This window comes from Delftia sp. ASV31, assembly GCF_016428765.1.
Taxonomy (GTDB): Bacteria; Pseudomonadota; Gammaproteobacteria; order Burkholderiales; family Burkholderiaceae_C; genus Comamonas; species Comamonas acidovorans.
On record NZ_JAELTK010000005.1, the window covers coordinates 77,260 to 101,823 of the forward strand.

The window sequence follows — 24,564 nt, forward strand, 5'->3', positions numbered from 1 at the left end:
CGCACCGCGCCATGGCCACCCGTTCCCCCCACCCCCTCGCCACCGCCTGGCTTGCCGCACGGGGCTGGAAGCCCTTTGCCTTCCAGCGCGCCGTGTGGAAGGCGCTGGCCCAGGGCCACAGCGGCCTGCTGCATGCCACCACGGGCGCAGGCAAGACCTATGCGGTCTGGCTGGGCGCCTTGCAGGCCTTTGCGCAGGCCTCCAAGGCCCCTGCCCAGGCCTCATCCAGCAGGAGAAAACCCGCCGCCGCGCCCCTGACCGTGCTCTGGATCACGCCCATGCGTGCCCTGGCGGCCGACACGCTCAAGGCGCTGCAGACGCCCTTGCAGGCGCTGGCCCAGGACCATCCCGCGCTGGCGCGCTGGACCGTGGGCGCACGCACGGGCGATACGGGGAGCGCCGAGCGCGGCGCGCAGTCGCGCCAGCTGCCCACCGTGCTGGTCACCACGCCCGAGAGCCTGTCCCTGCTGCTGGCGCGGGCCGATGCGCGCGAGCTGCTGGGCTCCGTGCGCCTGGTGGTGGCCGATGAATGGCACGAGCTGCTGGGCAACAAGCGCGGCGTGCAACTGCAGCTGGCCCTGGCGCGGCTGCGCGGCTGGAGCCCGCAACTGAGCGTCTGGGGCATGTCGGCCACGCTGGGCAATCTGGACGAAGCCATGCAGACCCTGCTGGGCCTGGACGACCATGGCCAGCCGCGGCCCGGCGTGCTGGTCCAGGGCCAGGTGGACAAGCGCCTGGTGGTGGACACCTTGCTGCCCGACCGGCCCGAGCGCTTTTCCTGGGCCGGCCACCTGGGCCTGGCCATGCTGCCGGCCGTGGTGCGCGAGCTGGAGGCCACGGCAGGCTCCACCTTGGTCTTTGTGAATGTGCGCTCGCAGGCGGAGCTCTGGTACAAGGCGCTGCTGGAGGCCCGGCCCGACTGGGCCGGCCTGCTGGCCATACACCATGGCTCTCTGGACCGGGGCGTGCGCGAATGGGTGGAGGCCGGGCTCAAGGCCGGCACGCTCAAGGCCGTGGTCTGCACCAGCAGCCTGGATCTGGGCGTGGACTTCCTGCCCGTGGAGCGCGTGCTGCAGATCGGCTCGGCCAAGGGCATTGCACGGCTGCTGCAGCGCGCGGGCCGCTCGGGCCATGCGCCGGGCCGGCCCTCGCGCATCACCCTGGTGCCCACGCACAGCCTGGAGCTGGTGGAGGCCGCCGCCGCCCGCGCCGCCGTGCGCGCGCAGCAGGTGGAAATGCGTGCCAGCCCCCGCCAGCCCGTGGACGTGCTGGTGCAGCACCTGGCCACCGTGGCCCTGGGCGGCGGCTTCGTGCCCGATGAGCTGTATGCCGAAGTGCGCCGCACCGTCGCCTACGCCGGGCTGGCGCCTGCGGTCTGGCAGTGGTGCCTCGACTTCGTGCACCGCGGCGGCCCCTCGCTGGCCGCCTATCCCGACTACCAGCGCGTGCGGCCCGATGAAGAGGGCATCTGGCGCATGCCCGACGCGCGGCTGGCGCGCAGGCACCGCGCCAACATCGGCACCATCGTCAGCGACGCCAGCATGAGCGTGCAGATCCTGCACGGCGCGCGGCTGGGCAGCATGGAAGAGAGCTTTCTGTCGCGCCTGTCGCCCGGCGATGCCTTTGTCTTCGCGGGCCAGGTGCTGGAGCTGGTGCGCATCGAGGACATGACCGCCTACGTGCGCCGCGCCGCCAGAACGCGGCCCACCGTGCCGCGCTGGGCGGGCGCGCGCATGCCGCTGTCCACCGTGCTGGCCGACTTCGTGGTGCAGCAATTGGCGCTGGCGGCAGCGGGCGACTACCATTCGCCCGAGCTGCGCTGCGTGCGCCCCCTGCTGGAGGTGCAGCAGCGCTGGTCGGCCCTGCCCACGCCCAGCACGCTGCTGGCCGAAACCCTGCGCACGCGCGAAGGCTGGCATCTGTTCCTCTACCCGTTTGCGGGCCGCCATGCCCATACGGGGCTGGCCAGCCTGCTGGCCTGGCGCGCCGCGCAGGGCGAGACGGGCACCTTCTCCATCGCCGTCAACGACTACGGGCTGGAGCTGCTGAGCGCCACCGAGCGTGACTGGGCCGCCATGCTGCCCGAACTGCTGCGCGCCGAGCCTGCCCAGGCCGTGGCAGTGCCCGGGCGCGTGTCCGCCAGCCAGGCGGTCGCCACGCGCAACACCGCCAATGCGGACCGCCACTGGGACCAGGCCGCCGACGACGCCCACCTGGCGGGCGATGACGCGCGCCACGCCCTGCTGCACGAAGTGCTGGCCAGCCTCAACGCCACCGAGATGGCAAGGCGGCGCTTCCGCGAGATAGCGCGGGTGTCCGGCCTGATCTTCCAGAGCCACCCGGGCGAGCGCCGCAGCGCGCGCCAGCTGCAGGCCTCGGCCCAGCTGTTCTTCGAGGTGTTTCGCAAATACGACGACATGAACTTGCTGCTGCGCCAGGCCGATGAGGAAGTCCTGAGCCAGGAGTTGGATGTGGCCCAGCTGCTGGCCGCGCTGCGCCGCATGCAGGCCCAGCAGCTGGTGGTGAGCGCGCTGCGCCGGCCCAGCCCGTTTGCCTTTCCGCTGATGGTGGAGCGCTTTCGCGAAAAGCTCACCAACGAGCACCTGGCCGACCGCATCGCGCGCATGCTGGCCCAGCTGCACGAGGCGGCAGACGCCGGCGGTGCAGCCAGCGAGCCGCGCACGCAGGACCTGGTCCCGCCCGATCCGCCGCTGCGTCCACGGAAAAAGCCCAAGGCAGACCAGCCCCCCGCCGTGGACGAGGATACGGCCGCCGTGCGCCGTACGCTGGATTTCTCGCTGCAGGCCACCGACGGCCCCGAGGCCGATGCCGCCAGCCGCCGCCCGCGCCGCGTGCGCAAGCCCTCGCGGCCCTTGCCGCTGCTGTAGAACCATTGCACCGCTGATGAAAGGCCACGCACCGTTGCCAAGTCCTGTCTCCCCCGACGCCCTGGCCGGCAGCCTGGGCATCCTCCTGGCGGGCGAGCCCGTCCACCTGCTGGCCCAGCACGCCCTGTGGTGGCCCGCCCAGGGCACGCTGTTCATTGCCGACCTGCACCTGGGCAAGGCCGCCACCTTCCGCGCGCGCGGCATTCCCGTGCCGGCCGGCACCACCCAGGGCAACCTGGACAGGCTGTCGGCGCTGCTGCAGGGCCTGCCGGTGCGCCGGCTGGTCGTTCTGGGCGACTTCCTGCATGCCGCGCAGGCCCGCACGCCGTCCGTGCTGGCCGCCCTGGCCGACTGGCGACGCCGCCACGCGGCGCTGGAGGTGGTGCTGGTGCGTGGCAACCACGACAGCCATGCGGGCGACCCGCCGTCCGCGCTGGGCATCGGCGTGGTGGACGAACCCTGGCGCCTGGGGCCATTCGCGGGCTGCCATTACCCACAGGAGGCTCCTGCCTGCCATGTGCTGGCCGGCCATGTCCACCCCGCCGTCGTGCTGCGCGGCCCCGGGCGCGATGCGCTGCGCCTGCCGTGCTTTGCCGTCCATGCCGGCTTCACCCTGCTGCCGGCCTTCGGTCTGTTCACGGGCATGGCCAGCCTGCCGGCCGGTCCTGGCCTCCAGTGCTTTGCCGTGGGCGGCGGGCGGGTCTGGGCCGTTCCCGGTGGAGGGGGCGGGATGTAATCAGGCGTAATTTTCTGAAGGATCGTTGTTCCCTACAGTGCGCTTGCGCCCCCACGGCGGGGCAGCAGAAAGCGCCGCAGCGCTTTTTTGATCCATCAGGAGAGATGCATGGGCGTTCAACTCAACTTCGTCAATCAATCGAACGACGCAAACAACTCGCAGATCGTCATCTTCCAGAAAAACGTGGCCAGCGATTTCGAGGAACTGGCCGTGGCCTGGCGGGTCATCAAGTACTGCGGCCAGGGCGACAACCATCCGTTCACCTTCCCGCTGGGCCTGCAGGTCGGTGCCAGCGACAGCTATGGCAACCACACGCCCCAGCTGGAGGCGCAGTTCGGCCAGCAGTTCCAGCTGTCCCTGAGCAGCAGCGGCGATCGCCTGGCGCCCGCAGGCTATGGCGCAAGCTCCAACGAAGTGCAGGTGCTCAACTCGCTGCCACGGGGCGCCATCAATGCCAGTTGCTACAAGGACGGCCGGCTGCTGGCCGTCAAGACCGCGATTGCCCCCCAGCAAAAGGCCGTGTTCGAATTCAAGCCCACCATCTGGATCGGCGTGGTCTCGCAGATCGAGCAGGGCCAGGTCATGAACTCGGCCATCCTGAGCGACATCAACACCGAGATCTCCCTGCTGGGCATCTCGCGCGCCGACATCGTGATGCGAGGCGGCGGTGCGGGCGCCGGGTCCACGCCGTTGTCGTTCACGCTGGAGAACGTCGTGATGTGCTGAGGCCTGCCCCGCACCCCCGACTGGGGGGGCAGGCACATCGGATGACGACTCCGTGACAGTTGTCACACCTCTGTCATGGAGGCGGCCAAGAATCCCGCACTTGTCCGGCCCGCGCAGGCCACTCCCCGCAGGTGCCCCACCCATCCATGACTGACGCAGCCTCCCCCCTGGCCCAGGCCAATGAAGACGCAGGCCTGATCTGCGGCTGGCGGTTTTTCTGCGACACGCAGCGGCGTGTGGAGGCCATGACGGCGCAGTCGGCCGCGCAGTGGCTGGGTGCAGAGCGTCCGCTCACCGAGCCCGGCCGGCGCGACTTCCTGTGGCTGCACTTCAACCTGGCCAATACCCAGTCCCTGCGCTGGCTGCAGCGCCACGCCGCGCTGCCCGAAGTCTTCTACACCACGCTGCGCGAGGGCCTGGCCTCCACGCGCATCGAGCGCTCCGATGACTCCCTGGTCGCCGTGCTCAACGATGTGAATTTCGAGTTCAACTTCGAGTCGGCCGACATCGCCACGCTGTGGATCTGCCTGGACGAGCGCCTGGTCGTCACCGCGCGCACCCAGCCGCTGCGCTCGGTCGATGCGCTGCGTGCCGGCGTGCGCCAGGGCGACAGCCCCGCCAGCACGGCCGAGCTGCTGGAACACCTGATGCGCACCCAGGCCGACGTGCTGGTCAAGGTGGTGCGCGAGACCACGGCGCGCGTGGACGACATCGAGGACGCCATCATCGCGCAGCGCTACCACCATCCGCGCGCCCACCTGGGCCGGCTGCGCCGGCTGCTGGTGCGCCTGCAGCGCCTGCTGGCGCCCGAGCCGGCCGCGCTGTTCCGCCTGCTGCAGCAGCCCCCCGCCTGGATGGGCGAGGACGACCGCCGCGGCCTGGCCGCCGCCAGCGAGGAGTTCTCGCTCATGCTGCGCGACATGCAGACCCTGCAGGACCGCATCAAGCTGCTGCAGGAAGAAGTGGCCGCCGCCGTGAACGAGGACAACAGCAACAGCCTCTTCGTGCTGACCGTGGTCACCGTGCTGGCCCTGCCCATCAACATCCTGGCCGGCCTGTTCGGCATGAACGTGGGCGGCATACCGCTGGCAGAGCACGAGCACGGCTTCTGGATCGTGGTGTCCATCGTGATCGCCTTCACCGTCATCGCCGCCTGGCTGGCGTTTCGCAAGAAGCGGTACAGGGATTAGGGCTCAGGCCGCCACAGCCCTTGCCCTCGCCCCGAACGCCGTCGCCCGCAACTTGCCCAGCAGCGGCCACACCAGCATCAGCAGGGCCAGCGTGGTGATGGTGCCCGACAGGCCGTTGTGCCAGAAGATGCCCAGCGCGCCCTGGCTGGAGAGCATGCTCTGGCGGAAGGCGTCTTCCATGCGGTCGCCCAGCACGATGGCCAGGACCATAGGCGCGAGCGGATAGTCCAGCTTCTTGAAGACATAGCCGACCACGCCGAAGACCAGCATGAGCCAGATGTCCGTGGCATTGCCGTGTACGGTGAAGGCGCCGATGGCGCAGACCATGAGGATCATGGGCGCGACGATGGAAAACGGCACGCGCAGGATGGCGGCGAACAGCGGCACGGTGGCCATGACGATGACCAGCCCGGCGATGTTGCCCAGGTACATGCTGGCGATCAGGCCCCAGACGAAGTCCTTTTGCTCGGTGAACAGCAGCGGGCCGGGCTGCAGCCCCCAGATCATCAGCCCGCCCAGCAGCACGGCCGCCGTGGCCGAGCCCGGAATGCCCAGGGCCAGCATGGGTAGCAGGGCCGAGGTGCCGGCCGCGTGGGCGGCGGTCTCGGGGGCGAGCACGCCTTCGGGGTTGCCCTTGCCGAAGCTGTCGGGGTCGCGCGAGAACTTCTTGGCCAGCCCGTAGCCCATGAAGCTGGCCGCCACGGCGCCGCCCGGCGTCACGCCCATCCAGCAGCCCACCAGGGCCGAGCGCAGCATGGTCAGCCAGTAGCGCGGCAGCCGGGCCCAGGTCCTGAACACCACCTTGAGGTCGATGGAGGCCTTCTTGCCCTTGAAGGCCAGGCCTTCCTCGATGGTCATCAGGATCTCGCTGATGCCGAACAGGCCGATCACCACCACCAGGAAATCAAAGCCGCGCAGCAGCTCGGTGGAGCCGAAGGTCATGCGCAGGTCGCCCGAGATGGTGTCCATGCCCACGGCCGCCAGCAGCAGGCCCACGGCCATGGCGGCCACGATCTTGGCCTTGGGCTCCTTGCCCATGCCGATGAAGGAGCAGAACGTCAGGAAGAAGACCGCAAAGAACTCCGGCGGCCCGAACTGCAGCGCGAACGAGGCCACGACCGGCGCCAGGAAGGTGATCAGCATCACGCCCGAGATGGCGCCGATGAACGAGCCTGTGAAGGCCGTGGTCAGCGCCGCCCCCGCGTGGCCCTGCTGGGCCATGGGATAGCCGTCGAAGGTGGTGGCCACCGACCAGGCCTCGCCCGGGATGTTGAACAGCACCGAGGTGATGGCGCCGCCGAACAGCGCCCCCCAGTAGATGCAAGACAGCAGGATGATGGCCGAGGTCGGCGACATGCCGAAGGTCAGCGGCAGCAGGATGGCCACGCCGTTGGGGCCGCCCAGGCCCGGCAGCACGCCGACCACGATGCCCAGCAGGATGCCCGTGAGCATCAGCCCCGTGTTCTGCCAGGTGGTGACGGCCGCGAAGCCGTGCGCGAGGTATTGGAGTTCGTCCATGGTGTTGCTCCGTGGCGGCGACAGGGGTCAATAGCCGAGCCAGGCTTCAAGCGGACCCTTGGGCAGGGGCACCTTGAACTGGATCTCGAAGACGTAGAACAGCAGCACGCTGGTGAAGCCCGACAGGGCCACGGCCTTCCACCAGGGATAGCGGCCCGCAAACACCATGAAGCCCGTGATGAACAGCACCGAGGCCGCGTAGATGCCCAGCGGCGCGATCACGGCGATGTAGGCCGTCAGCGGCAGCAGCACCTGGGCCACGCGCCTGAGCTGCAGCCAGCTGGCGAACTGCTCCTGGCTGCGGCTGCGCAGCGCCTGCACGAAGACGGCGATGGCGCAGATGCCCAGCACGGCGCCCACGCGCAGCGGGAAGTAGCCGGCCTGCGGGCCGGTGTCGCTCCAGCCCGCGCCAATGCGCTGGTTGTCCCAGACCACGAGCACGGCCAGCGCCAGCAGCACGGCGGCCACGCCGTACTCCACATGGCGGCGGGACAGGCCGGGGGCCTGGGCTTCGGTGGCGGGGATGGATTCGGTGGCCGCGCTGGCGGGCTGGGCCGGGGCTGCCGCTGCTGCTGCCGCCGCTGAATTGGAGGAGGGCGGGGCAAGGTGGATGGCGGTGTCCATGGCGCGGCTCCTCACTTGGCGGCGGCGGCCACGCTGGCCGACAGGAAACCGGCCTTCTTCATGATGTCGAGGTGGCGCGTCTCGTCCTTGGACAGGAAGTCCACGAAGGCCTGCCCCGTCATGTACTCGGGCTTGAGCGCGTTTTTCTCCAGATACTCCTTCCACTCGGGCGTGTCCACGATCTTGCGCATCACGCCTGCATAGAACTGCGCCTGCTCGGGCGTGGTGCCGGGCGGCAGGAAGAAGCCGCGCAGCATGGTGTATTGCACATCCAGGCCCTGCTCCCTGCAGGTGGGGATGTCCGACAGCGCCTGGCTGCCCGTGACCTTGGCCGTGTACTCGATGCGCTGCGTGTCGAACACGCACAGCGCCCGCACCTGGCCCGCGCGCCACTGCGCCATGGACTCGCTGGGGTTGTTGACGTTGGAGTCGATGTGCTTGCCCACCAGCTGCGTGCTGGCCTCGCCGCCGCCCTTGTAGGGGATGTAGGTGAACTTCACGCCGGCGGCCTGTTCCATGTTGGCCGTGATGATCTGGTCCTCGCGCTTGGAACTGGTGCCGCCCATCTTGAACTTGCCGCCGGCCTGCCGCGCGGCGGCCAGGTAGTCGGCGGGCGTCTGGTAGCCGGTCTCGGCATTGACCCAGAGCACGAACTGGTCCTGGGCAATCATGGCCACGGGATTCAGGTCGCGCCACTGGAAGGGCAGGGCCGTGGCCATGGGCAGGGTGAAGATGGCCGTGGAGGCCACCAGCAGCTTGTGCGGGTCGCGCGCCGAGGCCTTGACGTCCAGAATGCCCTCGGCGCCGGAGGCGCCGGCCTTGTTGAGGATGACCACGGGCTGCTCGATCAGCTTGTGTTTGGTTACGATGGCCTGGATCACGCGCGCCATCTGGTCCGAGGCGCCACCGGCCGAGAACGGCACGACGAGTTCGACGGACTTGGCGGGCTTCCATTGCGCCCAGGCGGCAGGGGCGAGGGTGATGGCGGCGGTGGCGGCGAGGGTGGCGACGGCAGTTGCCGCCAGGCGGTTGCGGGGCGATGTCATGTCTCTTGTCTCCTGTTATTTCCTGGTATTGGTGCAATCCACGATCAAGGGGGCGAGCCATGTGCTCCGGCTCTGCCAAGGGTTTTCGGCGCGGGGCCGATGGGTTCAGGCGGCCTTGCGCAGCGCACCGGCTGCGGCGTGGGCAGCGAAGTAATCCATGGACGCCTGCACGCCGCTGCCGGCCAGCCGGATGCCGGACAGCTTCAGCCCCATCTCCACGCCCGCCACCATGGCCAGCAGCGTCAGGTCGTTGCTGTCGCCCAGGTGGCCCATGCGGAACATGCGGCCCTTGAGCTTGCCCAGGCCCGCGCCCAGCGACAGGTCGAAGCGCGTGTGGATCAGGCGGCGCAGGGCGTCGGCATCCACGCCTTCGGGCGTGATCACGCCGGTGAGCACGGGCGAGTAGACCTGCGGATCGGCGCACTGGATGGGCAGGCCCCAGGCCTGGACGGCGGCGCGCACGCCGGCCGCCCAGCGCTGGTGGCGCGCAAACACCGTGTCCAGCCCTTCGGCCAGCAGCATGTCCAGTGATTCGGACAGGGCGTACAGCAGGTTGGTGTTGGGCGTGTAGGGCCAGTAGCCGGTCTGGTTCATCTCCACGATCTCGTCCCAGGCCCAGAACGACTTGGGCAGCTTCGCGCTTTTGGCGGCCTCCAGCGCGCGTGGCGACAGCGCGTTGAAGCTGATGCCGGGCGGCAGCATCAGGCCCTTTTGCGAGCCGCTGATGGTCACGTCCACGCCCCATTCGTCATGGCGGTAGTCGGCGCTGGCCAGGCCCGAGATGGTGTCCACCAGCAGCAGGGCCGGGTGGCCCGCCGCGTCGATGGCCCGGCGCACGGCGGCGATGTCCGAGGTCACGCCCGTGGAGGTCTCGTTGTGCACCACGCACACGGCGCGGATCCGGCGCTCCGTGTCCTTGCGCAGCCGCGCCTCGATCAGGCCGGCCTGCACGCCATGGCGCCAGCCCGGCGCCTGGGGCAGGTGCTCATCGGAGCCGCCATAGGACAGGAACTCGGTGGACAGGCCCAGGCGCGTGGCCATCTTCTGCCACAGCGAGGCGAAGTGGCCGGTCTCGAACATCAGCACATGGTCGCCAGGGCTGAGCGTGTTGATCAGGGCCGCCTCCCAGGCGCCAGTGCCGGAGGCCGGATAGATCACCACCGGATGCCGGGTCTTGAAGACCTGCTGGATGCCGGCCAGCACCTTCAGGCCGAGCTGGCCGAACTCCGGCCCCCGGTGGTCGATGGTGGGCAGGCTCATGGCCCGCAGGATGCGGTCGGGAACCGGGCTGGGGCCGGGGATCTGGAGGAAGTGGCGGCCCGTGGGATGGTTGTCGAGCGTGAGCATGGTGCGTCCTTTTCAAGGAAATGCCAGGTCGGTCTGCGGGAAAGGGTGTTTGCGAATTTTTGCATTCAAAATTCATAAATGCCTTGGTGATAACCATGAATGCCTTGAGAAATGCTTGCGTAAAAATGAATGCAAAATTCATTCGACCAGGAGAATCCATGGCGGAGATCATCGAGATTTCGCGGCTTGCCCTGCATGACCAGGTGGCGGCGCGGCTGCGCACCTGGCTGGTGGAGGGGCGCATACCGCCCGGTGCCAAGCTCAACGAGCGCGCGCTGTGCGAGCAGTTGCGCGTCTCGCGCACGCCGCTGCGCGAGGCCATCAAGCTGCTGGCCTCCGAAGGGCTGGTGGACCTGGTGCCCAACCGCGGCGCCGTGGCCGTGCGCCTGGGCGAGGCCGATGTGCTGCAGACCTTCGAGGTGCTGGCGGGGCTGGAGGGCATGTCGGGCGAGCTGGCCGCGCAGCGCATCAGCGAGCAGCAGCTGGCCGAGGTGCGGGCCCTGCACTTCGAGATGCTGGCCAGCCATGCGCGCCAGGACCTGTCCGGCTACTACCGGCTCAATGCGCTGATCCACTCGGCCATCAACCGCGCCGCCGCCAACCCCGTGCTGGCCGAGACCTATGGCCGCATCAACGCCCGCGTGCAGTCGCTGCGCTTTCGCACCAACCAGGACGCGGCCAAGTGGAAGCGTGCCGTCCAGGAGCACGAACGCATGCTGGAGGCGCTGCAGGCGCGCGACGCCGCCGCGCTGCGCCAGGTGCTGGTGGCCCACCTGGAGCACAAGCGCGACACCGTCATCGCCCTGCTCAAGGCAGGCCAGATCTACCCACGAACCATGAACGAATGAGAGCCGCCATGCTGATGGAATCCACGCACCGCCTTGCCGCTTCCCCCGACGACACCGTGCCCGCCCCCGGCACCGTGCTGCCGCCCGACGATGTCAGCCAGATGCTGGCGCGCCGCCTGCGCTCGGACACGCGCGGCCAGGTCCTGTTTGACGCCGCCTCGCGCGGGCGCTATGCCACCGATGCCTCCATCTACCAGATCATGCCCGTGGGCGTCTTCGTGCCCACCTGCGAAGAAGACATCGCCACGGCCCTGCAGATCGCCCGCGAGCTGAAGGTGCCCGTGCTGCCGCGCGGCGGCGGCACCAGCCAGTGCGGGCAGACCACGGGCGCGGCCCTGGTCATCGACAACAGCAAGCATTTGCGCAACATCCTCTCGGTGGACCCTGATGCAGGCACGGCCGAGGTCGAGCCCGGCCTGGTGCTGGACCACCTCAACGCCCGGCTCAAGAAGCTCGGCCTGTGGTATCCGGTGGACGTATCGACCAGCGCCCAGGCCACGCTGGGCGGCATGGCGGGCAACAACTCCTGCGGATCGCGCTCCATTGCCTACGGCAACATGGTGCACAACGTGCGCGGCGCCCGCGCCTGGATGGCCGATGGCGAGCTGCTGGACTTCGGCCCCGTCGCCCAGGCCACGGGCCGCGCGGCGCGCATTGCGCAGTTCGTGCACGGGCTGGCGCAACAGCACCGCGAGGACATTCACGCGCACTGGCCCAAGGTCATGCGCCGCGTGGCCGGCTACAACCTCGATATCTTCGACAACCAGAGCGAGCGGCCCTACACGGCCGACGGCAGCGTCAACCTGGCCCATCTGCTGATAGGCGCCGAGGGCACGCTGGCCTACACGCGCTCGCTCACCCTGCAGCTCAGCGCGCTGCCACGCGCCAAGGTGCTGGGCGTGGTCAACTTCCCCACCTTCCACGCGGCCATGGACTCGGCCCAGCACATCGTGAAGCTGGGCCCCACGGCCGTGGAGCTGGTGGACCGCACCATGATCGAGCTGGGCCTGGCCAACCCGGCCTTCAAGCCCACCATAGAGACCGCGCTCATCGGCCGCCCGGCCGCCATCTTGCTGGTGGAATTCGCCGGCGACGACCGCGCCGCGCTGCTGGCGCAGCTGCGCCAGCTGGTGGAGCTGATGGGCGAGCTGGGCCTGCCCGGCAGCGTGGTGGAAATGCCCGAGGAAGCGGCCCAGAAAAACCTCTGGGAAGTGCGCAAGGCGGGGCTGAACATCATGATGAGCCTCAAGGGCGACGGCAAGCCCGTGAGCTTCATCGAGGACTGCGCCGTGCCGCTGCAGCACCTGGCCGAGTACACCGATGCGCTCACCGAAGTGTTCGCGCGCCACGGCAGCCGGGGCACCTGGTACGCCCATGCCTCCGTGGGCACGCTGCATGTGCGGCCCATCCTGGACATGCGCACCGACGGCGCGGCGCGCATGCGCGCCATTGCCGAGGAAGCGGCCGAACTGGTGCGCAAATACAAGGGCGCCTTCAGCGGCGAGCACGGCGACGGGCTGTGCCGCGGCGAGTGGATTGCCTGGCAGTTCGGGCCCGCCATCACCGAGGCCCTGCGCGCCATCAAGCAGGAGTTCGATCCCCAGGGCCTGTTCAACCCCGGCAAGATCATCGATACGCCCAGGATGGACGATGGCCGGCTGTTTCGCTTCGCGCCCGCCGACGCGCCCCGGCCCTACCGGCGCATTCCCATCACGCCCGTGCTCGACTGGTCGGCCTGGAACGTGCAGGCCGACCCGGTCACCGAAGTCACCACGGCGCCCGGCACGGGCGGCGACGTCACCGGCGGCTTTGCCAAGGCCGTGGAGATGTGCAACAACAACGGCCACTGCCGCAAGTTCGACGCCGGCACCATGTGCCCCAGCTACCGCGTCACGCGCGACGAGCAGCACCTGACGCGCGGCCGCGCCAACACCCTGCGCCTGGCCATCTCGGGCCAGCTGGGGCCTGACGCCTTCACCAGCGAGGCCCTGCACGACACCATGGACCTGTGCGTGGGCTGCAAGGGCTGCAGGCGCGACTGCCCCACGGGCGTGGACATGGCCCGCATGAAGGTGGAATTCCTGGCCCACTACAAGGCCCGCCATGGCCACACGCTCAAGGACCGGCTGGTCGCCCATCTGCCGCGCTACGCGGCCACGGCCAGCCGCATGCCCTGGCTGCTGAACCTGCGCAACCGCTTGCCCGTGCTGCGCCAACTGGGCGAAAAACTGCTGGGCCTGTCCGCCAGGCGCTCGCTGCCGGCCTGGCGCAGCGACACGTTCTGGCGCGCGCCCGAAGCACATACCTTTCTTGACCGCGACCAGGCCCTGGCCCGCGCGGCGGCTGGCGAGCGCGTGGCCGTGCTCTTCGTGGACACCTTCAACGGCACCTTCGAAAGCGAAAACGCCCTGGCCGCCGCGCGCGTGCTGCAGGCGGCCGGATATGCGCTGCACACCGCCAGCAAGTCCGCCAAAGAGGGCGGCGGCCACCACTGCTGCGGCCGCACCTACCTGGCCACCGGCATGGTCGAGCAGGCCAAGGCCAGCGCCGGTGCGCTGATCAACGCCCTGGCGCCTCTGGCCCGGGCCGGCATCCCCATCGTCGGCCTGGAGCCCTCCTGCCTGCTGACCCTGCGCGACGAAGCCCTGGTCATGGGCCTGGGCGAGCCTGCACAGGCCGTTGCCGCCCAGGCCCTGCTGTTCGAGGAATTCATTGCCCGTGAAGTCAAGGCCGGCCGCTTCGCGCTGCCGCTGCGCTCCGCCGGGGCGCCCATCCTCGTGCACGGCCATTGCCACCAGAAGGCCTTCGGCGCCGTCAGCCCCATCCTCGACGTGCTGCGGCTGATTCCCGGCGCCCAGCCCGAGCTCATCGAAAGCTCCTGCTGCGGCATGGCCGGCAGCTTCGGCTACGAGGCCAGCCACCACCAAGTCTCCATGGACATGGCCGAGGCGGCCCTGCTGCCGGCCATCCGCCAGCGCCCCGAAGCCATCGTCGTGGCCGACGGCACCAGCTGCCGCCACCAGATCGCCGACGGCGCGGCGCGCGAAGCCGTGCATGTGGCGCGGCTGCTGGAAAGCCTGCTGGACGCCCGCTGACCGCCATCCTCCCTCCCGCACAAGACAAGGCACTCCCATGAAGCACAAGCCCTGCCTGGACCTCCAGGACATCAAGGCCATCGCCCAGGCCGCCGAGGCGCATGCCACGGCGCGCGGCTGGGCCGTCAGCATCGCCATCGCCGATGACGGCGGCCACCTGCTGTGGCTGCAGCGCCTGGACGGCGCGGCACCGGCCTCGGCCCACATCGCGCCGGCCAAGGCCCACGCCGCAGCACTGGGCCGCAAGGAAAGCCGGCTCTATGAGGAAATGATCAATGGTGGCCGTACCGCCTACCTGAGCGTGCCCGCGCTGCAGGGCCTGCTGGAAGGCGGCGTGCCCATCACCAGTGAGGGCCACTGCCTGGGCGCCGTGGGCGTCAGCGGGGTGAAGCCGGCCGAGGATGCGGAGGTGGCGCGGGCGGGGATTGCGGCGCTGGGGGCCGCGCCGCAGCGGTAGCGGCCCTTGGCTTCAGCGCGACTTGCGCGGCTGCAGGGCCTCGGCGCGCAGCATGGCCAGCACGGCATCGCGCTTGTGGTGCAGGTGGGTGACCAGCAGCTCGCGCAGGGCCGTGGCGTCGCGTGCGCCCAGGGCCTCGATCATGGCCTCGTGCTCCTTAACGGCCTGCTTCCACTTGGCCGTGTCCAGGTTGGTGCGAAAGCGCAGCGACTGCACGCGGTTGTTGATGCGCTGGAAGGTCTCCGTCAGCACGGGGTTCTTGGCGGCGCTGTTGAGCGCCGCGTGGATGGTGGCGTTGAGCCGGTAGTAGGCAGACACGTCGGCGCGCGCCACGCTGGCCATCATCTCGTAGTGCAGGGCGCGGATCTCGGCGAATTCCTGGTCGGTGATGCGCTGCGCGGCCAGTGCGCCGGACAGGCCCTCGATGCCGGCCAGCACCTCGAAGGCGTGCATGACGTCGGCCTCGCTCAGCTTGACGGCAATGGCGCCGCGGTTGGGCAGCAGGTCAGCCAGGCCTTCGGCGGCCAGCAGCTTGATGGCCTCGCGCAGCGGCGTGCGCGAGACGCCCAGCTGCTCGCACAGCTCGCGCTCGTTGAGCTTGGCGCCCGGGGCGATGCGCCCTTCGATGAGCATGGACCGCAAACGGTCCGCCACCTGCTCGTGCAGCGCCGCCCGCGATATTTCGATGATCTCCGCCATCTAGCGGTCTCCTTGGCTGTTCCTGGCTGGTGGATGCCCCCGCCACAGGCATTGCGCCATGCGGGGCGGCGCCGATGTTAGCCGAGTTTGCACTCCAGGCGGGCCTCCTGCCCGGCGCACGCGCTGTCCCTGCCAAGCACTACAGGCTTTTCAGCAGGGGCCTACGGCCTGCGGGCGTGGCTGCCCGCACCATGGTGGCGATCAGACACACCAACCAGGGACAAACAATGGCCAACGCAGCGATCCGGCTGCAGATCCAGGTGGATCTTGCTTATGACATCCGCGATCCGGCCGGGGCCGATTTCGTGTTCAACATCCATGCGGCCCACACCTCGCACCAGACGGTGGAGAACGAGCAACTGGTGCTCAGCCAGCCCGTGGAGCCCGACATTGCCACCGAGCCCGCCACCTCCACCCGCTTCATGCGCCTGCATGCCAACCCAGGCCCCCTGCACCTGACCTACACGGCCACCGTCTGCATCGCGCACCACCGCGAGGATCCGGCTGCGCTGGGCGAGGTTCCGGTGCGCTGCATCCCGCTGGAGGTCCTGCCGTACATCTACCCCAGCCGCTACTGCCAGTCCGACCGGCTGATGCAGCTGGCCTTTCGCAATTTCGGCCAACTGGCGCCCGGCTATTCGCGCGTGCTGGCCATACAGCAGTGGGTGCAGGAGCTGGTGACCTTCGCTTCGGCCACCAGCAACTCGTCGACCTCGGCCGTCGATACCCTGGTGGAGCAGGTGGGCGTGTGCCGCGATTTCACGCACCTGATGATCGCCCTGTGCCGTGCGCTGAACATTCCTGCCCGCATCGCCACCGGCACGGACTACGGTGCCGACCCTGCGCTGGGCCCGCCCGATTTCCATGCCTACGTGGAAGCCTACCTGGGCGACAGGTGGTATCTGTTCGATGCATCGGGCACGGCCATTCCCATGGGCTTCATGCGCTTTGGCACGGGCCGGGACGCGGCCGACGTGGCCTTTGCCACCATCTTCGGCAACGTGGTGGCCATGGCCCCCATGATCCAGACACAGGCCCTGGAAGACGAGCACAGCCAGCTGCCCCGGCTGTGCAGCGAGGCGCTGTCGACCACCGCGCCTTCGCCCGCCGTGCTGTCGGGCTGCGCATCGTTTGGCAGCACGGCGGACCGAAGGAGCTTCAGGCAGCTGCCTGCCTGAGCTGCCTGCGCTGCGTGAAATGCCTGGGCTGTGTGAGGCGCGCGGCGGCGGCTCTCAGAAGCGGTGCGTTCCCGTCACCGCAAAGGTGCGCCGCTGGCCGTAGAAGCAGTCGCCGCGTGCCAGGCACTGCGTGATCTGCACCTTGTCGGTCAGGTTGACCACGTTGAAGGCCAGGCGCCAGGGGCCGGCGTCATAGGACACCATGGCGTCCAGCAGGGTGGCCGAAGGCGTGTCCACCAGGCTGGTGCCCGTCCACTGCGAACCCGTGTAGCGCACGCCAGCGCCCAGGCTCCAGCCGCCGCGCCCTTCGCTGGCAAAGCGGTGGGTCAGCCAGGCCGATGCCGTGTGGCGCGGCACGCTGGTCACGCGCTGGCCCTGGTCGCCGCCATTGCTGCGCGAGATGACGGCGTCGGTGTACGCATAGGCGAGCGTGGCGTCCCAGTGGCGCGCCAGGCTGGCGGTGAGTTCGGCCTCGAAGCCGTTGACCTTGACCTCGCCGATCTGCAGGCTGTTGAGCGGGTTGGCGGGGTCGGTGGTCTTGCGGTTCTTCTCGCGCAGCGTGTAGACGGCGGCAAAGGCCGACAGGCCCTGGCCCGGCGGCTGCCATTTCACGCCGGCCTCCCATTGCTCGCCGCGCTGGGCCTTGTAGGGCGTGCCGTAGACGTTCACGCCGCCCAGCGGCTGGAAGGACTCGGAGTAGCCCAGGTAGGGCGCCCAGCCACCGTCCATCTGGTAGGTGGCGCCTGCGCGCTTGGTCCAGGCCTTCTCGTCCACGGCGGAGGCGGGCCGGCCTTCGGTGTCCGTCTGCGCGCTGTCGTGGCGCAGGCCCAGGGTGGCGGTCCAGCGGCCCCACTTGATCTGGTCCTGGGCGTAGAAGCCCAATTGCTTTTGCGACACGCCCGGCTGGCGCACCAGTTGCGAGGCCGTGGGCGGCGTGAAATTGCCGTAGACCGGGTTGTAGACGTCAAACGGCGCGGTCAGGCCGCGCCAGGTGGACTGGCTGGTGCTGTTGCGCTGCGCATCCATGCCGGCCAGCACGGTGTGCTCGGCCGTGCCCCAGCGCAGCCGGCCTTCGAGCTGCGTGTCGATCACCAGCATGCGCCCGCCGTTGACCTGCCAGGAGGCATCGCGGTAGACGCTGCGGTTGTCGGGGTTGAAGACCGGGCGCGCAGGGCGGCCCTGGCCGGGGATGGCGGTGAAGCTGGTGTAGATGGAGCGGTAGTCCACGTCGCTGATGGTGCGGCGCAGGTTCTGGCGCACGGTCCAGTCCGCGTTCAGGCGGTGGCTGAACAGGTAGCCCCAGGATTTGTTCTCTGTGTCGAACGAGTCCCAGCCGGGCTCGCCGATGAAGGTGCTGGTGGGAATCTGGCCGTAGGGGCTGGGCAGGCGCGTGCCCTGCCAGGGGAAGAAGCCGATCAGCGAGCCGCTCTTGTCCTTCTGGTAGAGCGCCTGCAGCGTCAGCGAGGTATCGGCGCTGGGCCGCCAGGTCAGGCTGGGCGCGATGACCAGGCGGTCGTCGTTCACATGGTCCACCTGGGTGCCGCTTTCCCGGCCCACGGCCACCAGGCGGTACAGCCACTGGCCGTCTTCGGTGACGGCGCCGGTCAGGTCGGTGGCGATCTGCTTGCGCCCGTAGCTGCCCATCTGCACCTGCACCTCGCGCAGCGCCTCGGCCTGCGGGCGCTTGCTGGTCAGGTTGAGTACGCCGCCCACGCTGCCCTGGCCGTAGAGCACGGAAGAGGGGCCGCGCAGGAGCTCCACGCGTTCCAGCGTGTAGGGGTCGGGGCGGCTGGTGTTGTAGGTGCCGTAGGTGCGCAGCAGCCCGTCCTGGTACTGGCTCACGCTGCCGCCGCGTGCCGAGAAGCTGTCCACCCGGCTGTCGAAATAGTTGGACACCACGCCCGCGCTGTAGGCCGTGGTCTGGCGCAGCGTCTGCACGCCCTGCGCCTCGAACTGGTCGCGCGTGACCACGCTGATGGCCTGGGGCGTCTCGATCAGCGGCGTGTCGGTCTTGGTGGCCGAAATGGCGCGCTTTGCGGTGAAGCCCACCACGGGGCCGGTGGGATTTTCCTTCTCGGCGCCTGCGTTCACGGTGACCGGGGCGAGCGTGGCCTCGGGAACATTTTCAGGCTGGGCCTGGGCGTGGGCTGCGCCGCACAGGGCAAGCAGGGCGGCATGCGCAACTGCCGTGCGCGAGAGTCTTTGGATAGGCATGGTCAATGGTCGAGAGCTGGGAAACCTGTGCCGTGGGGCGTGCTCTGGGTGCGTCGGCGCTGCTGCCGGCCTGGGGCCAGCGGCGCGGCCTGTCATTGCGGGTGCGGATTTTAGAATGACAATGATAATGATTGCTTTTTCTTTTCATTTGTATGTAGCATGCAACGCATTGGTATCATTTTGATAGCAACAAAGCATGTCTTGAAGAGATCTGCGAGTCGATGTGCAGGGCGGTGCGATACGCGTGCGGTCTTGCTTGCGGGAAGTCCGCGCAGCGTGTTAGCCCCTTTCACGCCGGGGCGCCAACGGCCCCGGTCGCCTCAGGCCAGGGCGGCCTGCGAGGGGTTGCTTCGGTGTGAAACGGCCTCGGGCCACAGCCGCCCGGCCGCCGACTGCAATGCTTCCACCAGTTGCCGCGTATCGGCCTTGCCCGTGGCGTGCAGCGCTTCGGTCACGATCAGCGCGTTGACTGTGGATTCGCGCACTGCCGAGTGGCCGCTTTGGCGGTTGCACTAGCGCCGGGCGTGGGCGCGGCCAGCGGTGTCGGCGAAGATGATTTCGCCGGGCTCGGGATATTCGATCTCGCCCGAGAAGGTCTCGTAGACCTCGCTGCCGGTTGCGGGGCGCACCTGCAGGCAGCCGCTGACGCGGTCCAGGTCGAAGACGGCCACGGGAATGGCAAAGGCCACCGAGGCCGCATTGCACAGGTCCACCAGCGGATGCAGGCCCGGCAGATCTCCTTCCTTGCGCAAGCGGCGCAGCAGGGCCTCGGCGGCGCAGCGGTATTGCGTGGGCTTGAGGCCCATCCTGGCAAAGCCGCGCCGCCAGGCCTGAATGGATGGCATCTCGCTTTCCGGGGTGCAGGCCAGGTTCTGCCTGGCCTGTGCCATGAAGGGTGCGATCACGGCGTGTGCGGGCACGTCGGGTGACAGGCCGCGCAGCAGCAAGGTCTGCGAGGCCAGTTCAGGAAAGTCGCGGGGGATGGAGGGTGAGTAGGAGAACTGCAAGATCAGGCCTTGTGAGTGGAGAGGGGATGTGATCTCCATCCTCGCCAGGCCGGTTTGCGTGGTCTTGAAGGAAATTGCAGCGCGTCACGCAGCGCAGGCCTTGGCTGCCCTGGCGTAGAAGCCGGGCGCCATGCCGAAGCTGCGCACGAACAGGCGCGTCATATGGCTCTGGTCGGCAAAGCCGCTGTGCGCGGCGGCCTCGGCCAGCGGCATGCCGCCGGCGATGAGCCTGCGCGCCTGGTGCAGGCGCCGCTGCAGCAGATAGGCATGGGGCGTCATTCCCGTGGCGCGCGCAAAGGCACGCAGGAACTGGTAGCGGCTCAGGCCCGCCTCGTGGGCCAGGGCGCCCAGGGTCAGCGGTGCACCGGGATCGTCGTCCATCCGGGCGCGGGCCAGTGTGATGGGGGCCGGTGCGCGGGGCGCCGGGGCAGGGCGCTGCAGCATGCCGCCCAGCAGTTGCAGCAGGGCTTCGTCCAGGTCCAGGGCGTCCGTTGCCTCGCCGCTGCCGGTCATCCTGCGGTACAGAGCCTGAAAACACGCGGCCAGGCGCGGGTCGCGCACGGCGGGCTGGCGGAACTCGAAGCCGGTCGCCGGCCCTGCGCCATCCATGTCCGCCATGAGCCCGGCCACGACCGAGGGTTCCAGGTACAGCATGCGCCAGGCGCGACCGCCATCGCCCAGGGGCATGCCGTCATGCAACTCGCCGGGGTTGACCATGATGAGGTCGCCGGCCCCGGCCTCGTACAGACCTCGCCCGCTGGCGGACTTCTGCGCGCCACGCTCGATCAGGCCGATCCCGTACTGCTCGTGGGCGTGCCGCCCAAAGCGCCTCGCCGTGTCTGCGGCCACGGCCTCCACCCCTGCGGTGCGGCAGCGCAGCCAGCTGAAATGCCCATCCGTGGTCGATACCATGCCACAGCCTTTCCTATCCAACCTGGCGCGCCAGCGTGATCGCCAGGCCGGCCAGCCCCGCGCCGACCACCACGGGGATCACGCCCACCTTCCAGCGCAGCAGCGCGGCCGCCGCAGCCAGGCCCAGCAGTGCGGACGGCCAGTCGAAGGGACCCGCCCAGCCCTGGGGCCACAGCACGTGCCAGGCAAAGAACACGGCCAGGTTGGCGATGACGCCCACCACGGCGGCCGTGATGCCCGTCAGCGGCGCGGTGAAGCCCAGCCTGCCATGGGTGGACTCGATGAAGGGGCCGCCCAGCAGGATGAAGGCAAAGGACGGCAAAAAGGTGAAGAAGGTCACGACCAGGGCGGCGGCGGCGCCGGCAGGCAGCAGCGCATCGGGGCCGAACACCTGCGTGCTCCAGCCGCCCAGGAAGCCCACGAAGGACACCACCATGATCAGCGGCCCCGGCGTGGTCTCGCCCAGGGCCAGCCCGTCCATCATCTGCGTGGCCGTGAGCCAGTGGTAGTGGTCCACGGCGCCCTGGTAGAGGTAGGGCAGCACGGCGTAGGCGCCGCCAAAGGTCAGCAGCGCCGCCTTGGTGAAGAACCAGCCCATCTGGGTGAGCGCGCCCTGCCAGCCGAAGGCGGCGGCCAGCAGGCCCAGTGCCAGCGCCCACAGCCCCAGGCTGGCCGCCAGCACCTGGCTGAAAAAGCGCCAGCTGAACCGTGCATGGGCCGGTGTGGGCGTGTCATCGTCGATGACGGCCGGGCCGTGGCTGCCCCCGCGCGGGCCGTGCCCGCCCGCAGGGGAGAAGTGGCGCGGTGCCAGCCTGCCCCCCAGGTAGCCCAGCGCGCCGGCCGCCAGCACGATCAGCGGAAAAGGCAGCTTCAGCGCGAAGATGGCCACGAAGGCCGCCGCGGCAATCCCCCACAGCCAGCCGTTGCGCAGGGTGCGCGAGCCCACGCGCCAGGCCGCCTGCACCACCAGCGCCGTCACGGCCGGCTTGATGCCATAGAAGATGCCGGCAATGGCCGGCACATGGCCGAAGGCCACATAGATCCAGGACAGGGCGATGAGCAGCAGCAGCGAAGGCAGCACGAACAGGCCGCCGGCCACGATGCCGCCCCAGGTGCGGTGCAGCAGCCAGCCGATGTAGGTGGCCAGCTGCTGCGCCTCGGGGCCGGGCAGCAGCATGCAGTAGTTGAGCGCATGCAGGAAGCGCGCCTCCGAGATCCAGCGCCGCCGCTCCACCAGGTCCTCATGCATGATGGCGATCTGCCCGGCCGGCCCGCCAAAGCTGATGCAGCCCAGCTTCAGCCAGTAGCGCAGGGCTTCGGCGCGGGTGGGAGGGAGGGGTGCAGCGGGTGCATCAAGCGAACTGGGAGGCATGCCGCAAATGTCTCATACGGCAGCCGCCGCCGACGCCTGCAGGCACCCGCACCGTACCCGCACCGCCCCCGCGCTGCGCAGACGCTACATCTGCCGGGCGGCCTGCTTGACCAGCACCGGCTCGGCGCGGTAGCTGCCCGGGAACAGCTGCTTGAGCTGCTCCACCTTGGGCAGGTCGTTGATGACGATGTAGGGATGGCGCGGGTTCTCGGTCATGAAGTCCTGGTGGTAGTTCTCGGCCGGGAAGAAGCTGGGCTTGTCCTCCAGCCGGGTCACGATGGGCTTGCCGAAGACCTTGGCCGCGTCCAGCTGGGCCACATAGGCCTGTGCGGTCTTGAGCTGCGCGGCGTCGGTGGCGAAGATGGCCGAGCGGTACTGCGTGCCCGTGTCCGGCCCCTGGCGGTTGAGCTGGGTCGGGTCATGGGCCACGGAAAAGTAGATCTGCAGCAGCTGCCCGTAGCTGACCTGGGCCGGGTCATAGGTGACCTCGACCGACTCCGCATGCCCGGTGCGTCCGCTGCTCACCGCCGAATACGAGGCCTGGGCCGCCGTGCCGCCGCTGTAGCCCGAGACGGCGCGCTGCACGCCCTTGACATGCTGGAACACGCCTTGCACGCCCCAGAAGCAGCCGCCCGCAAAGATGGCTTTCTGCGGCCCCTGGCCCGTGGCGGGCGCATCCTGCGCGGGTGGTGGAATGCGCACGGCCTGCTCGGCCGCCTGCAGGTTGCTGCCCTGCCACAGCAGGGCGCCGCCCAGCAGCACGGCGCTGCCGGTCAGCAGTTGGAGAAGGCCGCGGCGGCGGGGTGCGGCGGCGAGGGTGGAATCGTTGGTCATGGTGTCTCTCCGGTGAAAGTGAAGTGGCCAGGGATCAGCCAAAGGTGAAGGCATAGGCGGAGATGCCGGGGTCCAGGAATTCGATGCTGAAGGTGCGCTCGGCTGCGCCGCCGTCCTGGCGCACCAGCTGGTACAGGCGCTGCTCGGTCACGCTGCCGCTGCCGTCGGCGGCCACGTCCATGCCGCGCGAGGCGCCGGGCGCCTTGCCGTCGATCAGCACCTTGAAGCGCACGGGCTTGCCATCGCTGCCGGGGCCCAGCACCAGGTGCAGGTCGCGTGCCTGGAAGCGGTAGGTGATGCGGCCGGTGGCGCCGTCCAGCGTGGCGCTTTCCGGGCCCACCGTCCATTGGCCGCTCAGGCCCCAGGCGTTGAGCGGCAGGCGCTCGGGCGTGGCATAGGCGGTGGCCTGGTTGTGCACGGCGGCAGGCGTGGCGGCAAATTGCTCGGCGCGCTCATAGCCCAGGTAGGTCTCGTGCGAGCGCACGGCAGCCATGTCGGCTGCCTGCTGCACGCCCTTGGCCTGCACGTCGATCAGTCCCTGGTCCACCTGCTTCGATCCGGCTTCCTGCAGCAGTTGCTGGATCACGCGCTCGGACTCGGCATAGCCGCCTTCGCCAAAGTGGTGGTGCCGGATGCGGCCCTGGGCATCGATGAAGTAATGCGCCGGCCAGTACTGGTTGTTGAAGGCGCGCCAGATCTTGTAGCCATTGTCCACGGCCACGGGGTAGCCGATGCCCAGGTCCTTGATGGCCTTTTCCACGTTGGACAGCTTGCGCTCGAAGGCGAACTCCGGCGCATGCACGCCCACCACCACCAGGCCCTGGTCGCGGTACTTCTCGGCCCAGGCCTTCACATAGGGCAGGGTGCGCAGGCAGTTGATGCAGGAGTAGGTCCAGAAATCCACCAGCACCACCTTGCCGCGCAGTTGTTCGGCCGTCAGCGGCGTGGAGTTGAGCCAGTCGGTGGCGCCGTCCAGCGCAGGGGCCAGCCCTTCGTCCGGCAGGGCGGCGCGGGACGGGCCGCCGGCCATGCGCATGGCGCCGCCTGCGGCCATCATGGCCGGGCCAGCACCGGAGTCCCTATCCACGGCGGCCATCATTGCGGGACCGGCCTGCATGGCCATGGCGCCACCCTCGGGCCTGCCGCTCAGGCGGTCCACCAGCCTTTGCTCCAGGCCGCCGGTGGAGGCCGTGGACACTTGCGCCAGCACGCCCGTGTCCAGCCCCAGCGCAATCGCACCCACGCCGGCCAGCATGGCTGCGCCCAGCCCGCGCCGCACCCATTCGCCCGCGCCCAGCATGCGCTTGAGCGCCGCAAACACCTTGCCGCCCAGCAGCAGGGCCGCCGCCATGGAGGTGGCCGCACCGGCCGCATAGGCCAGCAGCAGCAGGCTGGAGGTGGTGTTGGCACCCTGCAGTGCGGCGCCCGTGAGGATCAGGCCCAGGATGGGGCCCGCGCAGGGCGCCCACAGCAGGCCCGTGGCCACGCCCAGCAGCAGCGAGGCGCCGGGGCGGGCGCCGCCGTCCTTGCCCTGCGCACGCTCGGAAAGGCGCGAGCCCGCCGCCACCAGCGGCCGCGTCAGCCGCTCGGACAGGCCGGGCCACAGCAGGGTCAGTGCAAACACGGCGACCAGGCCCAGGGCCAGCCAGCGGCCGTATTCATTGGCGGCCACCACCCAGCCGCCGCCCACGGCCGCCAGCGAGGCCACCAGGGCGAAGGTCAGCGCCATGCCCGCCAGCAGCGGCAGGCCGCTTTTGGCGAAAGGCTGGTCGGCGCGTGCAAAGACGAAGGGCAGCACCGGCAGGATGCAGGGGCTGACGATGGTCAGCACCCCGCCCAGATAGGCCAGGACGATCAGCAGCATGGCGCGGCT

At 69.4% G+C, this 24,564-nt stretch carries 18 protein-coding genes and 1 pseudogene; 8 read left to right on the forward strand and 11 right to left on the reverse strand.

Features of this window, described 5'->3' with window-relative positions; all coding sequences use genetic code 11:
- Positions 1 to 11 precede the first annotated feature (11 nt).
- The 4 genes from JHD82_RS03265 (at position 12) to JHD82_RS03280 (ending at position 5,540) form a co-directional block, all read left to right on the forward strand.
- Positions 12 to 2,888 (forward strand): ligase-associated DNA damage response DEXH box helicase, encoded by a 2,877-nt coding sequence (locus JHD82_RS03265; protein WP_199135397.1) that lies wholly within the window; start codon positions 12 to 14, stop codon positions 2,886 to 2,888.
- A 16-nt stretch (positions 2,889 to 2,904) separates the two neighbouring features.
- Positions 2,905 to 3,624 carry a ligase-associated DNA damage response endonuclease PdeM gene (pdeM, locus tag JHD82_RS03270; RefSeq protein WP_185750980.1) on the forward strand — a complete coding sequence of 240 codons (720 nt, stop codon included), beginning with the start codon at positions 2,905 to 2,907 and terminating at the stop codon, positions 3,622 to 3,624.
- Between the two features lie 108 nt (positions 3,625 to 3,732).
- Positions 3,733 to 4,350, forward strand: coding sequence for a hypothetical protein (locus JHD82_RS03275; RefSeq protein ID WP_199135398.1), 618 nt, complete (start codon positions 3,733 to 3,735; stop codon positions 4,348 to 4,350).
- A gap of 146 nt (positions 4,351 to 4,496) precedes the next feature.
- Positions 4,497 to 5,540: a transporter gene (locus tag JHD82_RS03280; RefSeq protein ID WP_012204892.1), complete on the forward strand. Its 1,044-nt coding sequence runs from the start codon at positions 4,497 to 4,499 to the stop codon at positions 5,538 to 5,540.
- Positions 5,541 to 5,543: 3 nt separating this feature from the next.
- Here the strand turns inward: JHD82_RS03280 and JHD82_RS03285 are convergent, their stop codons facing one another.
- From JHD82_RS03285 to JHD82_RS03300, 4 genes are all read right to left on the reverse strand, one after another.
- Positions 5,544 to 7,058, reverse strand: a complete 1,515-nt coding sequence (locus JHD82_RS03285) for a tripartite tricarboxylate transporter permease (protein ID WP_199135399.1) — start codon at positions 7,056 to 7,058, stop codon at positions 5,544 to 5,546.
- A 27-nt stretch (positions 7,059 to 7,085) separates the two neighbouring features.
- Complete coding sequence (locus tag JHD82_RS03290) at positions 7,086 to 7,682, reverse strand: tripartite tricarboxylate transporter TctB family protein (protein WP_199135400.1); 597 nt, start codon at positions 7,680 to 7,682, stop codon at positions 7,086 to 7,088.
- A gap of 11 nt (positions 7,683 to 7,693) precedes the next feature.
- Positions 7,694 to 8,728 (reverse strand): tripartite tricarboxylate transporter substrate binding protein, encoded by a 1,035-nt coding sequence (locus JHD82_RS03295; protein WP_199135401.1) that lies wholly within the window; start codon positions 8,726 to 8,728, stop codon positions 7,694 to 7,696.
- 105 nt (positions 8,729 to 8,833) lie between these two features.
- Positions 8,834 to 10,075: an alanine--glyoxylate aminotransferase family protein gene (locus tag JHD82_RS03300; RefSeq protein ID WP_012204896.1), complete on the reverse strand. Its 1,242-nt coding sequence runs from the start codon at positions 10,073 to 10,075 to the stop codon at positions 8,834 to 8,836.
- A gap of 158 nt (positions 10,076 to 10,233) precedes the next feature.
- On the opposite strand from JHD82_RS03300, the gene JHD82_RS03305 reads away from it, so the two are divergent.
- From JHD82_RS03305 to JHD82_RS03315, 3 genes are read left to right on the forward strand one after another with little or no spacing between them, the layout of a single operon-like run.
- Entirely contained in the window at positions 10,234 to 10,923 is a 690-nt protein-coding gene (locus tag JHD82_RS03305) for a GntR family transcriptional regulator (RefSeq protein ID WP_012204897.1), read from the forward strand.
- 8 nt (positions 10,924 to 10,931) lie between these two features.
- Positions 10,932 to 14,018, forward strand: coding sequence for an FAD-binding and (Fe-S)-binding domain-containing protein (locus JHD82_RS03310; protein WP_199135402.1), 3,087 nt, complete (start codon positions 10,932 to 10,934; stop codon positions 14,016 to 14,018).
- 37 nt (positions 14,019 to 14,055) lie between these two features.
- On the forward strand, positions 14,056 to 14,475 hold the full coding sequence (locus JHD82_RS03315; protein ID WP_199135403.1) for a heme-binding protein: 420 nt from the start codon (positions 14,056 to 14,058) through the stop codon (positions 14,473 to 14,475).
- 12 nt (positions 14,476 to 14,487) lie between these two features.
- Here the strand turns inward: JHD82_RS03315 and JHD82_RS03320 are convergent, their stop codons facing one another.
- Positions 14,488 to 15,174, reverse strand: a complete 687-nt coding sequence (locus tag JHD82_RS03320) for a GntR family transcriptional regulator (protein WP_199135404.1) — start codon at positions 15,172 to 15,174, stop codon at positions 14,488 to 14,490.
- Positions 15,175 to 15,401: 227 nt separating this feature from the next.
- Between JHD82_RS03320 and JHD82_RS03325 the strand changes: the two genes are divergently transcribed.
- Complete coding sequence (locus JHD82_RS03325) at positions 15,402 to 16,352, forward strand: transglutaminase family protein (RefSeq protein ID WP_065345925.1); 951 nt, start codon at positions 15,402 to 15,404, stop codon at positions 16,350 to 16,352.
- A 54-nt stretch (positions 16,353 to 16,406) separates the two neighbouring features.
- Here the strand turns inward: JHD82_RS03325 and JHD82_RS03330 are convergent, their stop codons facing one another.
- The 6 genes and pseudogenes from JHD82_RS03330 to JHD82_RS03355 form a co-directional block, all read right to left on the reverse strand.
- The gene (locus JHD82_RS03330; RefSeq protein WP_199135405.1) at positions 16,407 to 18,566 is read right to left on the reverse strand and encodes a TonB-dependent siderophore receptor; all 2,160 of its coding nucleotides are present in this window, start codon (positions 18,564 to 18,566) and stop codon (positions 16,407 to 16,409) included.
- A gap of 320 nt (positions 18,567 to 18,886) precedes the next feature.
- Positions 18,887 to 19,573, reverse strand: a pseudogene (locus tag JHD82_RS03335) (B3/4 domain-containing protein).
- A gap of 84 nt (positions 19,574 to 19,657) precedes the next feature.
- Positions 19,658 to 20,485 carry an AraC family transcriptional regulator gene (locus tag JHD82_RS03340; protein ID WP_012204910.1) on the reverse strand — a complete coding sequence of 276 codons (828 nt, stop codon included), beginning with the start codon at positions 20,483 to 20,485 and terminating at the stop codon, positions 19,658 to 19,660.
- A gap of 13 nt (positions 20,486 to 20,498) precedes the next feature.
- Entirely contained in the window at positions 20,499 to 21,857 is a 1,359-nt protein-coding gene (gene chrA / locus JHD82_RS03345) for a chromate efflux transporter (protein ID WP_199135406.1), read from the reverse strand.
- A gap of 84 nt (positions 21,858 to 21,941) precedes the next feature.
- Positions 21,942 to 22,691, reverse strand: coding sequence for a peptide-methionine (S)-S-oxide reductase MsrA (gene msrA / locus JHD82_RS03350; RefSeq protein WP_197943097.1), 750 nt, complete (start codon positions 22,689 to 22,691; stop codon positions 21,942 to 21,944).
- A 34-nt stretch (positions 22,692 to 22,725) separates the two neighbouring features.
- The gene (locus JHD82_RS03355) at positions 22,726 to 24,555 is read right to left on the reverse strand and encodes a cytochrome c biogenesis protein DipZ (protein WP_199135407.1); all 1,830 of its coding nucleotides are present in this window, start codon (positions 24,553 to 24,555) and stop codon (positions 22,726 to 22,728) included.
- Positions 24,556 to 24,564 lie beyond the last annotated feature (9 nt).